Source organism: Methyloversatilis discipulorum (assembly GCF_000527135.1).
Lineage (GTDB): Bacteria > Pseudomonadota > Gammaproteobacteria > Burkholderiales > Rhodocyclaceae > Methyloversatilis > Methyloversatilis discipulorum.
The window spans coordinates 1,564,967-1,577,594 of record NZ_AZUP01000001.1 but is presented as its reverse complement, the minus strand read 5'-3'; the positions used below and the strand labels follow the sequence as shown (position 1 = coordinate 1,577,594).

General features: G+C 68.4%; 13 protein-coding genes. 2 read left to right on the top strand and 11 right to left on the bottom strand.

Translation table 11 applies throughout. The features are described from left to right. Position 1 precedes the first annotated feature (1 nt). The 10 genes from METFAM1_RS0107195 to METFAM1_RS0107150 form a co-directional block, all read right to left on the bottom strand. Complete coding sequence (locus METFAM1_RS0107195) at positions 2–1,003, bottom strand: vWA domain-containing protein (RefSeq protein ID WP_019918933.1); 1,002 nt, start codon at positions 1,001–1,003, stop codon at positions 2–4. Beyond that, positions 1,000–1,608 (bottom strand): hypothetical protein, encoded by a 609-nt coding sequence (locus tag METFAM1_RS0107190; protein WP_019918932.1) that lies wholly within the window; start codon positions 1,606–1,608, stop codon positions 1,000–1,002. The genes METFAM1_RS0107195 and METFAM1_RS0107190 overlap by 4 nt, the downstream gene beginning before the upstream one ends. Next, a complete protein-coding gene (locus METFAM1_RS0107185; RefSeq protein ID WP_019918931.1) occupies positions 1,596–2,576 on the bottom strand; it encodes a vWA domain-containing protein in 981 nt (326 codons plus the stop codon). Before METFAM1_RS0107185 ends, METFAM1_RS0107190 begins: the two co-directional genes overlap by 13 nt. Before the next feature lie 7 nt (positions 2,577–2,583). Beyond that, on the bottom strand, positions 2,584–3,495 hold the full coding sequence (locus METFAM1_RS0107180) for a hypothetical protein (RefSeq protein ID WP_019918930.1): 912 nt from the start codon (positions 3,493–3,495) through the stop codon (positions 2,584–2,586). A gap of 29 nt (positions 3,496–3,524) precedes the next feature. Continuing rightward, positions 3,525–4,370: a DUF58 domain-containing protein gene (locus tag METFAM1_RS0107175; protein ID WP_019918929.1), complete on the bottom strand. Its 846-nt coding sequence runs from the start codon at positions 4,368–4,370 to the stop codon at positions 3,525–3,527. Then, complete coding sequence (locus METFAM1_RS0107170; protein WP_019918928.1) at positions 4,367–5,389, bottom strand: AAA family ATPase; 1,023 nt, start codon at positions 5,387–5,389, stop codon at positions 4,367–4,369. Before METFAM1_RS0107170 ends, METFAM1_RS0107175 begins: the two co-directional genes overlap by 4 nt. A 121-nt stretch (positions 5,390–5,510) precedes the next feature. Next, positions 5,511–5,792: a hypothetical protein gene (locus METFAM1_RS0107165; RefSeq protein ID WP_019918927.1), complete on the bottom strand. Its 282-nt coding sequence runs from the start codon at positions 5,790–5,792 to the stop codon at positions 5,511–5,513. A 77-nt stretch (positions 5,793–5,869) separates the two neighbouring features. Then, entirely contained in the window at positions 5,870–6,349 is a 480-nt protein-coding gene (gene moxG / locus METFAM1_RS0107160; RefSeq protein ID WP_019918926.1) for a cytochrome c(L), periplasmic, read from the bottom strand. Then, positions 6,346–7,185, bottom strand: a complete 840-nt coding sequence (moxJ, locus tag METFAM1_RS0107155) for a methanol oxidation system protein MoxJ (protein ID WP_019918925.1) — start codon at positions 7,183–7,185, stop codon at positions 6,346–6,348. The genes moxG and moxJ overlap by 4 nt, the downstream gene beginning before the upstream one ends. Before the next feature lie 54 nt (positions 7,186–7,239). Then, the gene (locus tag METFAM1_RS0107150; protein WP_019918924.1) at positions 7,240–9,066 is read right to left on the bottom strand and encodes a methanol/ethanol family PQQ-dependent dehydrogenase; all 1,827 of its coding nucleotides are present in this window, start codon (positions 9,064–9,066) and stop codon (positions 7,240–7,242) included. Positions 9,067–9,356: 290 nt separating this feature from the next. On the opposite strand from METFAM1_RS0107150, the gene METFAM1_RS0107145 reads away from it, so the two are divergent. Both METFAM1_RS0107145 and METFAM1_RS0107140 read left to right on the top strand, forming a co-directional pair. After that, positions 9,357–10,718, top strand: coding sequence for an ATP-binding protein (locus tag METFAM1_RS0107145; RefSeq protein ID WP_019918923.1), 1,362 nt, complete (start codon positions 9,357–9,359; stop codon positions 10,716–10,718). Next, positions 10,715–11,407, top strand: coding sequence for a response regulator (locus tag METFAM1_RS0107140; protein WP_019918922.1), 693 nt, complete (start codon positions 10,715–10,717; stop codon positions 11,405–11,407). The genes METFAM1_RS0107145 and METFAM1_RS0107140 overlap by 4 nt, the downstream gene beginning before the upstream one ends. Here METFAM1_RS0107140 and zigA read toward each other — a convergent pair. Then, positions 11,404–12,627, bottom strand: a complete 1,224-nt coding sequence (gene zigA, locus METFAM1_RS0107135; protein ID WP_024300543.1) for a zinc metallochaperone GTPase ZigA — start codon at positions 12,625–12,627, stop codon at positions 11,404–11,406. The genes METFAM1_RS0107140 and zigA overlap by 4 nt on opposite strands. Between the last annotated feature and the right edge of the window lies 1 nt (position 12,628).

The window sequence follows — 12,628 nt, the reverse complement described above, 5'->3', positions numbered from 1 at the left end:
ATCAGGCACTCCTGAAGGTGAACAATCGTTGTGCGCGGCGGCGGACGGCGGACGGCGCCGGCGCGAGGCTGGCAAGCAGTGCGGCGAGGCCGGCCAGCGCGAGCAGCGGGCGCAGCGCGAAGCGGGTGTCGGCGACCCGGCCGCCGGGCAGGGCACGCAGCTGCGCGGCGATCTGCTCCGGCGAGCGGGCGACCGCGACGCCGAGACCGGTGCGCTGGGCAAGGTCTTCGAGCACGTCGTCGCGGCGCAGCGACAGGTGGTCGTTGTCGGAGCCGGGCGCGCGCTGCGGTGCGTTGCGGATGTCGCCGCCCAGCTTTTCCATGTCGAGCACCGACAGCGTGGGGGCGCCGGCGCTGGCGAAGCCGGCCGTGTCTTCGGCGGTCCAGTAGCCTTCGATGCGCCCCTTCTCGCCCAGCTTGGGCACCGGTTCCGGCTGCTCGCCGCCGACCCCGAACAGCACGCCAGGCACTTCGCCCGGTTCGCCATCCCAGGCCGGAATGCGGCCCGGGTGCAGCGCCGGCGCCTGGTGGCCGTCGGTGAAAAAGGCGAGGGCGGCGCCCGGCGTCATCCGGCGGATGTCGTCGAGCGCGGAGTAGGTGCCGTAGTACAGATGACTGTCGGCGGCCCAGGCCATGCGCCAGTCGATGTGGCCGATGGCGTCGTTCAGCGCGGCGCGGTCGATGCAGACGTCGACCGGCATCAGCAGTGGCTGCGTGCGCCGCTCGACGAAAATGGATACGCCCACCTGCGTGCCGCAGGGCAGACGGTCGAGTGTGGCGATGGCCAGCTGCTTCGCGTGGTCCAGCCGGCCGATGCGGGCGTCGGCCGGGCCGACGTCGCGGGTGTTCATGCTCTGCGTGATGTCGAACACCATCATGTAGGTGCCGACGCGCCGCTCGACCTGCACCGCCGGATCGAACAGCGCCACGCCAAGACAGGCACTGGCCGCGGCGAGCAGCCAGAAGCGCGCACCGCGCCCGCGCAGGGTGTCGGCGACCTTCAATGCATGCCTCGCGGTGCGCCGACCATCTCGGTCCACGCCGCCTTGTCGGGCAGCGCGTCGTCATCGACCTTGGTCTCCTTGCCGTCCTTGCGCCAGTTGCGCACCTCGTAGTCGGGCACCAGCACCTGCGCCAGTTCAAAGTTGTAGCGCGTGCCCCAGTCCTCCGGCTGTTCGCGCAGCGCACGGCGGTAGCCGGTCTTGGCCAGTTCGACCAGGGTGATGGCGCGCGCCGCCGCACCTTCGCCGGTGGCCACCTCGATCGCTCGCCGTAGATAGATGTTGGCGGCATTGACCCGGGCGGCACGCGCCAGTGCCGGGTCGCCGCGCAGTTCGGCCTGCGTCTCGGCTTCGCTGTAGGCGGCCAGTGCCGCGTCGTTGTCGCGCTTCCGGTCCAGCGTCACGGCGCGGGCGAACAGCACCATCGGTGGTGCGCCGGCGTCGGCCACGCCGTCGCGCATCTGCCGGTTGGCATCGTGCGCCCGCCAGCCCTGCCACAGCGCATGCAGGCTGGCGGCTGCGGCGAGTGCGGCCAGCAGGTAGAGCAGTGCGGCCGAGCGGCGGCGCAGCAGGTGAAGGAGTGCAGACGGCGACATCAGCGGGACCATGCGGGAACCTCGAAAGTGCGGGCGGCCAGTAGCAGCAGGCTGCAGGCGAAGGCGATGCCGATGAACAGCCCGCCGAGGTCCTGCCGCGGCGGTGTTTCGCGATAGCGCAGCGGCTGGTTCTGCAGGCGGGCGACGTCGGCGATGGCGCGGGCGAGTGCGTCCGGTGTGTCGGCTTCGTACAGCCGGTAGGGCACGCCGAGGTCGCGGAAGTACTCGTTCAGGAAGTACTCCGGCGCCGGATCGAAGCCGGCTTCCGGGTCCGGCGGGTCGGACGGGCCGCGGCCGCCGGCGGTGCGCAGGAAGATCCAGTACAGCGCGCTGCGGTTCTCGGCGAACAGGCGGCGGATCTGGTTCTGCTTGCGCACGTCGATCTGCGCGGCGCCGTCCGACACCAGCAGCACCACGCGTGAGCCGGTCACCGGCTTGTCGCGGAACTGCTCGAGCGACATCGTCAGGCCGGCGGCGATATTGGTCAGTCCGACGCCGGGTGCGGCCGACGCGCGTATCGCGGCGCGCACCGCGTCGTGGTCGGCGGTCAGTTCGAGGCCATGCACCGGCGCCGTGCTGAAGGACACCACGCCGAACAGGTCGCGCGGGCGCTCGCGCACGAAGTCTTCGAGCAGGCGGGCGGCGGCGCGGCCCTTGGCTTCGTCGCCCTGCTGCGCGCCACGACCGGCGAAGCCGTCGCTCATGCTGGCGCTGCGGTCCAGCGTGATGACGACGTGGGCGCCGTTGCCGACCCGTTCGACGTCTTCGCCCTGACGGTGCGGACCGGCCAGCGCGATCACGCTGCCGAGCACTGCCAGCGCGCCCAGCAGACGCAGCGCGACGGCCAGTGCGCGCGACGCCGGATCGGCCGGCACGCCAGGCAGCCAGCCGTGCGGCAGCGTGCGCTGGCCGTGCCACAGCAGCGGCAGCAGCGCGAGCAGTGCAGCCCACAGCCAGTGCGGATGATCGAAGGACATCATGTCGGGCTCAAGCGGCTTCGACGACGACGGATGGGCTGACCGGACGCCGCCGTGCGCCGAGCCGCTCGCGGTCGCGCAGTGCCGCCAGCAGCGGCAGCAGCGCGTCGGGCTGCGTGTAGCGCGGGTCGGGCGGCAGCCCGTAGAAGCAGGCACGCGAGGCGGCGAAGGCCGCTTCCAGCGCCGGAGCCTGGTCGGCGAAGGCCGGGTGGGCGGCGATGAAGTCCGGCAGCGTGGAGGCGAACACGGTCTGCCCGGCACTTTCGTTGCACGCATGGTGCAGCGCGCGGAAGGCCTGTTCGAGCGCTTCCGCGTCATCGCGGCCGCGCAGCGCGCGCACGCTGCGCCAGGCGCGGGCGAACGGACGCGCGCGCTGCGTGCCCAGCCGTCCGGCCACCCACAGCGCGGCCAGCAGCAGCGCCGCTGCGGCGCCGGCCCAGCCCAGCGCACGCGCGAGCGGTGCGCTGCTGTCGAAGGCGGTGGCGCGGTAGCCCGGATGCACGCTGCTGACAATGTCCTTCTTCGACGCCCAGTGCAGCAGCGGCGCCGTGCTCAGATCGAAGGCGGGCACCTTGATCTCGGCCACCGCGTTGTCCTTGCGGAAACGCAGCACGGTGGGAGACAGGCGCAGCGTCTGCGGCGCGCGCACGCTCTTCATCAGCTGCCATTCCAGCGTGTAGAGGCGGCAGTCTGGGCAGCGCCCCGGCGCGTCGACGGCGGTGAGGCTGCGCAGTTCGAACTGGCGGTCGCCCTGGCCCGGCTCCGGCAGGCCGTCGCGGTCGGGTGCCCAGCCGGGCGGCACGCTCAGCGTCAGTGCGACCGGCACGGTGTCGCCGATGCGGTAGCCGAAGTTGCGCGGCCACTCGATCTGCTTCAGCGTGACCGTCGCCATCGCCGGTACGGTGAACAGGCAGAGCAGCAAGGAAAGAAGTGCAGGGACGGAGGACCGTTTCATGACTGCAGGAAGTAGCGGTTGAACTGCACCGGATCGATGCGATCGTCGATGAACAGCGGCGGGCGTCCGTGGCGCAGCGCGATGTGGCGCAGCCGTTCGCGCCGCGCCGCCTGCGCCTCGACGAAGGCGCGGGCGAGGGCCGGGCGCTGCAGCAGCAGACGCTCGGCGCCGCTTTCAAGGTCGCGCAGGCGGGCGATGCCCCAGCGCGCAGAGGCGTGCTGTTCGCGGCTGTCGCCGAGTACCACGGTGACCACGTCGTGGCGGGCGAGGCTGCCGAGCACGCGGTTCAGGCGCTCGTCCGGCATGTGGCCGTCGGTGAGCAGGAATACCAGCGAGCGCCGGCGCGGCAGCAGCGGGGCGGCTTTGAGCAGTGCGCTGTTGTCGTCGCCATCCGGTACGTGTGCGCGCAGCCGGGCGAGGGCGGCGCGCGCACCGGCCGCGCTGCGGCAGGGCGGCAGCGTCAGTTCCGCACGGATGCGGTGGTCGCAGGCGATCAGTGCGAACGGATCGCCGATGCGCCAGGCGGCGTGCGCAATCGCCTCGGCGAGTTCGGCGGCGAGCGCATGCCGGTGCGTCGCGCCGCGGTAGTCCATCGAGCGCGACACGTCGACCAGCACCACCACCGGCACCACGGCCTGTTGCCGGAACAGCCGCACCCACACGCGTTCCGACGGGTCGCGCAGCGTCGCCCGCAGGTCGAGCCGGCGCGCGTCGCGGTTGCCGGACAGCGGCACGCTGCGTTCGAAGTCGTGCCCCGGCCCGGACAGCGTGCCGCGGTGCGCACCCGGCGTGACCGCGCGACTGCGCCAGCGCAGCGCGTAGGCGAGCGCGGACGCTGTCATGGCGAGGCGACCTGGCGCAGCACCTCGGTGACGAAGGGGCGGGCGTACAGCGGGCGCTGCGTCTCGTACACCGGGTTCAGGCAGAGGCGGTGCGCGATCGCCTCGAAGAACACCGCGTGCAGGTCTTCCGGCACCAGGCGGTCGCGGCCTTCGAGCCAGGCCTGCACGCGGGCGGCGCGTGCCAGCATGGCGACGCCACGCGGGCTGGCGCCAGAGAGGATGAACTGATCGATGTCGACGTCGGACAGCTGCACGCCGTACTGCGCTGGCTGGCGCGTTGCCAGCCAGAGGTCGACGCCGTAGTCGTCGAGCGCCGGGCTGGACTGCACGGTGTCCTGGATGGACTGTGCGACATCGTTCAGGCGCGTGTGGTCCAGCATGCCAGGTTCGACGCTGGAGATCAGCGCGTCGGCGTCGTGGAAGCGGGTGTCGAACATGAGGCCGCGCAGCTGGTCGCGCGCGTCCGGCGCCTCGACTGACACTTCGAGCAGGAAACGGTCGCGGGCGGCCGAGGGCAGTTCGAAGGTTTCTTCGCGCTCGACCCGGTTGCGGTCGGCGAACACCTGCATCCACGGCAAGGTGTATTCGCGGTTGAAGGCGCTCACCGTGCGTTCGGCCATCAGGCGCAGCAGCAGTGCATGGACCTGCGGGCGGGCGCGGTTGATCTCGTTGAAGAAGAACACCGCCAGCTCGCTGCCCTGCGCGATCAGCGGGCCCGGCTCGACACGCGGGCGGCCGTCGTCGCCGACATAGGTGTGATAGACGAGGTCGCCGGGCATCAGGTCCACGGTGCCTTCGATGCGCTGGTAGGCGCCGCCGATGCCGCGCGCCACCGCCTTCAGCAGCGTGGTCTTGCCGACGCCGACATCGCCTTCGAGCAGTACGTGGCCGCGGGCGAACACCGCGATGGTCATCAGTCGCACGGTGCGCGGCATGCCGACCAGCACCGCGTTCAGCTGGCGCTCGAAGTCGAGCGCACGGACCCGCCATGCCGACAGGTCAACAGGTTCGGAGTGCATCCGGGATTCCAGATCGGGTTGGCCGCGAGGTCGCGGCTGGGAAGGCGCGGCGCGTTCCGCGTGGCCTTCGGGAACCCGGCCGGACGAGAGGGGAGCTCGCCCGGCCGGGAGGACGCGACGATCAGTTGACGTCGTACTTGAAGGTGCCGGTGGCGTTGAGCTGCTCGACGCGCTTGGCATTGCGCGCTTCCATCTGCTTGATGGAGTCGCCCTGCTTGGACAGCTCCTTGGCGTCGTGCTTCGGGTCGTACTTGGAGCCGGCCACCTTGTCCGGATAGCCCGGCTTCGGCTCCCAGCAGTTGCCGGCCGCCTTGCACTTGGTGCCGTCGTAGGCGTGGGCGCCGCCGGCCAGCAGCAGGAGTGCGGAAGTGGCTGCAAGACGGGCTGCGGTGCGGATCTTCATTGTCATTCCTCCGTGGTTGTGATGTGGGTGCTGCACGTGACGGCCCGGACGGGGCCGGGTCGAAAACTTCGCCTTCCTCAGTTCGCCTGCTTCCACAGTGCCTTGGCCGGATCGCCCTTATAGACCGAGCGGATCCAGCTCATGATCACCAGGATTTCGTCCTGCGACAGGTGCCCGCTCTGCGGCCCCATCATTCCCTGCAGACCGCCGTAGATGCTGGAGAACAGGCCGGCGTCGGTGGCATTCGCCGGGTAGGTCCAGTAGTCGTCGGCCAGACCGGGGCCGAGCTTGCCTTCGGCGTGATGGCCGTGACAGCCCGAGCAGGCGGTCGAGTACAGCGACTCGCCCTCGGCGATCTTGGCGGCGTCGGTGTTGTAGGGGTTGATGCCCGTCTGCTTGAAGTTCTTCACCGCTTCGCTTTCCTCCTTGCCGGAGAAGTCGAGTGGCGAACCTTCGATGATGTTGTAGAAGCGCGGCGGGCTGCCGGCGGCGATCGCCGTGGCGATGGCGCCACCCATCAGGGTTGCCGCGACCAGTTTGCTGACTTGAAACTTCATCCCTTGCTGTCCTTGTTTCCTTCGGCCACCGGGTTCGGCGGCAGAATCTGTATGCCTTCGGCGCGCAATACGCCCTCGATGTCGTCACGGCTGCGCGCGAGCGCGGCTTCGATGCGGGCCAGCAGTGCGCGGTCGTCCTTGCGCACGGCGATGGCGGTGTCGAAGTGGAAATGCACCGGTTCGCCATTCGACTTCGTGGCCTGGGCCGGTACCTGAGTGACCTTCAGCGGCGTCGCTGCGCTCTTGATGTAGCGGGCGACCGACGGTGCCCAGGCCACGGCGACGTCGATCTCGCCGGCGGCGAGGTCGCGGATCAGCTTTTCGCTGTCGTAGCGCACGTAGCGGTTGCGCGGTGCCTTGTTGCCGCCGAGCGACATCATGTAGCGGAAGCTGTCGGCATAGCGGCCGAGCTGCACCAGCATCACTTCCGCCGGCGTGCCGGGTATGACGCCGATGTGCGCGGTCTGCAGCGCCGGGCTGTCCCAGCCGGTCACCTCCTGGCCGAAGTCGGCGCGGGTGACGAACACATAGCTCGAACGGTAGTAGGCGCGGGTCGTGGCGACGCGGGGATCGCCCGCATCGACGCCGAGCATGACGTCGCACTTGCCCTTGTCGAGCAGGTCGCGCACCACGTAGCGCGGGTCGCTGAAGCCGACGCGCTCCAGCTTCATGTCCATGGCCGCTGCCAGCTTTTCGGCGATGCGGTCTTCGAATCCTTCGCCCCGCTCGTTGGCGTAGGGCATTTCGTTGTCGGCCGCGCACACCTTGAGCGTGCCGGCGGCGTGTGCGACGCCGCCGAGCGCGCACAGCAGCGCTGCAATGAGGGTCTGTTTCATCGTGGATCTCCTGCCTGAAACGGGCATGGCGCGTGGCGCCATGCCCGGTACGTCTTACAGCGAGAACACCATCACGCCGCCGCCCATCTTGGTGTACTGCTGGAGCTCCTTGAAGGCGCCCACTGCACCGAGACCTGCGGTCGGGTCGGTCAGGTCGAACACGAGGCCGACGCCGGGCCAGCCGCCCACACCGTAGTAGATGGCGACGTACTGCTTGCCCTTGTGCTCATAGGTGACCGGGTGGCCGATGACGCCGGACGGGAGCTTGAATTCCCACAGCGTCTTGCCGTTGTCGGCATCGACCGCCTTGATCAGACCGTCCAGCGTGCCGTAGAACACGAGGTCGCCGGCGGTGGAGGTGGTACCACCCCAGACCGAGAACTTCTCGTCCTTGACCCACTTGAACTTCGACGTCTTGACGTCGTAGGCCTTGACCTGACCCATGTTGCCGTTGTTGCCCGGGGTGGCATACATGTTCAGCGTGGCGCCGACGAAGAACTGACCTGCGCGGTAGGGCAGCATGAACGGCTCCCAGTCCATGCAGATCATGTTGGTGCCGAGCATGACCAGTTCGCGCTTCTTGTCGATCGAGTCGTGGCCCTGGTTGTGGTAGCCCATGGCGGACGGGCAGATGCCCTTGGCCAGATGGTCCATGCGGGTCGAGTACTCGGGATCGCGGATGGGCACGCCCTTCTTCATGTCGTAGCCCTTGAACACGTTCACCGACGGGTCGATCTTGTCGGCGCGAACGAGGTTGCCGTTCTCGCGGTTCAGGGTGTAGACGATGCCGTTGCGGTCCGGGTGGGTCAGCAGCTTCTGCTTCTTGCCGTCGACGACCTGGTCGGACAGGCCGATCCAGTTCACGCCGGCGTAGTCCCACTCGTCATGCGGCGTCTTCTGGAAGGCGAACTTGGCCTTGCCGGTCTTCACGTCGCGACCCCAGATGGCCATGGTCCACTTGTTGTCGCCCGGGCGCATGGTTTCGTTCCACGGTGCCGGGTTGCCCGAGCCGTAGTACATCAGCTTCAGTTCCGGGTCGTAGGCGTACCAGCCCCAGTTGGTGCCGCCGCCGATCTTCCATGCGTCGCCTTCCCAGGTCGAGGTGCCGAGGCCCTTCTGACCGTAGTGCGGGTTCGCCATGTTGAAGTCGTCAGCCAGCAGGATGTCCTCGTCCGGGCCGGTGGCGTAGGCGCGCCAGACCTGCTTGCCGTCCTTGATGCGGTAGGCGGTGACGTAGCCACGCACGCCCAGCTCCGCACCCGACGAACCGACGATGACCATGTCCTCGACCACCATCGGTGCCTGCGTCAGCGTGGAGCCGACCTTCGGGTCGGAGTTCTCCATCTTCCACAGTTCCTTGCCGGTCTTGGCGTCCAGCGCAACGATGTGGCCGTCGAGCTGGGTCTTGAAGATCTTGCCGTCGCCGTAAGCGAGGCCACGGTTCACGACGTCGCAGCAGGCGACCGCGCGGACCGATGCGTCCTGCTTGGGCTTGTGTTCCCACAGGATCTTGTTCGGGTTGTCGAGATCGATCGCGTAGGTGATGTTGGGGAAGGGCGTGTGGATGTACATGATGCCGTTCACCACCAGCGGACCACCCTCGTGGCCGTGCAGCACGCCGGTCGAGAAGGTCCACGCGGCCTTCAGGTTCTTCACGTTGCTGCGGTTGATCTGCTTCAGGCCGCTGTAGTGGCTGTGGTCGTAGTCCTTGCCCTGCATGACCCACTGACGATCGTCCTGCGAAAGCTTGATCAGCTCGGCGTTGGCGAGCGCGGCACCCGATGCGGACGCCAGCGCAAAGCCGGCGATCGCGGTGGCGACGGCACGGCTCAGACGTTTCTTCTGCAGACCGGTCTGGCCGGTTGCTCTTTTCAGTGACATAGCGGTTTTCTCCTCCTTGGGTGGGGCGCGTGGGGATACGCGCATTCGCTTCCATGCGATCGAGATGCCGGGCCCGAACAGACCTGAGGACCTGGCGATCGCAACCGCGGGCGCTGTCGTCGAGAGCCGGTCAGCGCTGCGGTCGAGCGAACTATAGGAATGTGCAGTGCAGCGATTGCGGTGTGCTGCGCATTGCAACGAGGGGATTTTGTCCCTCGGCTCCGGCGCTACCATCGACGGCTCCGGCACCCCTGAAGCCGGACGTCCCGCCGCACTTCCATCCCTGCCGAATGACACTGAAGAACCGCCTGCTGCTGATCGTGCTTGTGCTCATGTGCCTGCTGCTGCTGACGCACGGCTTCCTGCACTACAAGGCCTGGCGCAGCGACTCGGTCGAGGAGATCGAGTCGGGTACGCGGCTGGTGCTGTTGCTGCTGCCGGAGGACATGCCGCTGAACGCCGGCGACGGCCGCTCGCCCATGCTCGATTCGCTGCTCGAACGCGTGCAGCGCATGAAGGACATCCGCCACGTGCGCATCGACGTGCTCGACCTCGCGGGTCGCGTGCTCGCCTCGTCCGACACCCGAGGTGCCGGTGGATGGCCGGCGCCGGACGAAGCGCCGGTGCAGGCCGACGGCACGGTGCGCATGAAGCCGTGGCGCCTCAATGGCGAGATCGCCGGCTTCTATCGCGTGTCGCCGATGCCGTCCGACGAAATGCGCGAAAAGTGGGAAGGCTTCAAGCGACTGAGCTATCTGACGGTGGCCTACAGCGTGCTGCTCGGTCTGCTGCTGTACTGGGCCATCTGTCGCGCGCTGGAGCCGGTGCATGCGCTGCGCACCGCCTTGCGCGACATCGAGTCCGGGCGTCTCGACGCGCGCCTGCCGGCCTTCCGCCTGCCCGATCTGGCGGAGCTGTCGGCCTCGTTCAACCGGATGGCCAACTCGCTGGCCGAAGTGAGCCGCGAACGCTCGGCGCTGCTGCGCAAGATCATGGTGATGGAAGAGCAGACGCGGCGCGCCATCGCGCGCGACCTGCACGACGAAATGAGCACCTATATGGTGGCGATGCAGCCGCACGTCGCAGTGCTGTCGGCGGCCTGCCGGAACGAGCCGGCACTGACCCGCTACAGCGGCAGCGCCGAGGCGCTGGGCGGACATCTGGCGCAGCTGCTGGGCCGCGTGCGCGTGCAGCTGGAATCGCTGCACCCGGTCGAGATCGACGCGCTGGGCCTCTACAACGCGCTGCGCCAGCTGGTCGAACAGCGCAGCGCACAGGCGCCGCGGCCGCTCGAACTGGTGCTCAACCTCGAAGGTGAATCGGCCGACGCCGGACCGACGGTCGAGGCCAGTGCCTACCGCATCGTGCAGGAGGCGGTCACCAATGCCTTCAAGCACTCCGACTGCTCGCGCCTGCTGATCGGCGTGAGCACCGAGCAGGGCAGCGACGGCCGCGTGCTCAAGCTCGACATCTGGGACAACGGCAGTGCGCATGGCATACCGACCGGTGTCGCCGGGCTGGGCATGCTGGGCATGCGCGAACGCGCGCTGGCGCTGGGTGGTGTCTGCAGCGCCGGCCCGGCTAACGGCGGAGGCTGGCGCGTCACCGTGCGGCTGCCCTTCGCACGCAACGAACAGGAGATCACCGCATGAACAACCGACAGACCCGCATCCTTCTGGTCGATGACCACGCCGTCGTGCGCACCGGTTACCGTGCGCTGCTGGAGATGAACGAGTCGCTGCTGGTGGCGGCCGAGGCGGGCACCGCCGACGAGGCCTATGCCGCCTATCGCAAGCACGCGCCCGACGTCGTGGTGATGGACATCATGCTGCCCGGCTCCAGCGGCATCGAAGCCACGCGGCGCATCGTCGCCTTCGACGAACAGGCCAAGGTGCTCATGTTCACGATGTGCTCGCATCCGACCGTGGTGCAGCAGGCGCTGGACGCCGGCGCGCTCGGTGTGCTGACCAAGGACAGCCCGGCCGAGCAACTGGTCGACGCGGTGCAGTCGGTGGCGCGCGGCAAGCGCGTGCTGAGCCGGCAGGTGGCGGAAAGCGTGGCCTTCTCGCACTACCTGCCGGAATCCAAGCTGTTCGGTTACCTGACGCCGCGCGAATTCGAAATGTGCCGCCTGCTGGTGTCCGGCCACTCGATCGATGCCATCGCCGAACAGCTCAATCTGAGCCCGAAGACGGTGGCCAACAAGCTGAGCACCGCGCGACGCAAGCTCGACGTCAGTTCGGACATCGAACTGGTGAAACTCGCCTCCGAAGTCGGCCTGGTGCCCTGGGTGACCGAACGGCGCCTGGGCCTGGCGGAGACCCCGCCCACGCCGCGCTAGGTGCCTTGCTCCGGCTCGTCGTCGGCCGCAGCGAGCGACCACGGGTCGAAAGGATCGGGCAGGTCGCGCCAGGCGGACGAGCCGGCGGCCATTTCGGCGTCGGTCAGCAGACAGGCGTCGAGCTGCTGGCGTATCCACGCCTCGTCCATGTCCATGCCGATGAACACCAGTTCCTGCCGGCGGTCGCCGAAGGGCGCCAGCCAGCGCGCTTCGATCTGCTTCAGGTAGTCGCGGTCGGTCGGCCAGTCGGCGCGATCCACCGCCGCCCACCACAGGCCGGCCGGGCGGTTGCGGCAGATGCCGCCGGCCTGCGCCCATTCGCCGGCGAAGTCCATGCGGCTGGCCAGCCAGAAGAAACCCTTGCTGCGGATGACGCCGGGCCATTCGTCGTGGATCAGGTTCCAGAAGCGCTGCGGATGGAAGGGCCGGCGCTCGCTCCACGAAAAGCTGCGGATGCCGTAGGTGTCGGATTCCGGCACGTGGGTGCCGCGCATTTCCTGCAGCCAGCCCGGCGCTTCGGCGGCAGCGTCGAAATCGAAGCGGCCGGTGTCGAGGATGCGGTCCAGCGGCACGCGGCCTTCACGGGCCTCGACGACGTCGGCGCGTGGATTCAATGCGCGCAGGATGGCGTGCAGTCGCTCGCGTTCGGCATCGCTCACCAGGTCGCATTTGTTCAGCACGATCACGTCGGCGAATTCGACCTGGTCGACCAGCAGGTCGACCACCGTGCGCTGGTCTTCGTCGCCCAGCGATTCGCCGCGCTCGGCGATCATGTCCTGGCTCGAATAGTCGCGCAGGAAGTTGTACGCATCGACCACGGTCACCATGGTGTCGAGCCGCGACACCGATGACAGGCTGCTGCCGTCCTCGTCTTCGAAAGTGAAGGTTTCGGCGACCGGCAGCGGCTCGGAAATGCCGGTCGATTCGATCAGCAGATAGTCGAAGCGGCCTTCGCGCGCCAGTCTCGATACTTCGATCAGCAGGTCTTCGCGCAGCGTGCAGCAGATGCAGCCGTTGGACATTTCGACCATGCGTGCGTCGGTACGCGACAGCTGTGCGCCATGAGCCACCAGCTGGGCGTCGATGTTCACTTCCGACATGTCATTCACGATGACCGCCACGCGGCGGCCTTCGGTATTCGACAGCACATGGTTGAGCAGGGTGGTCTTGCCGGCGCCGAGAAAGCCGGACAGGACGGTGACGGGCAGTCGTGCAGTCATG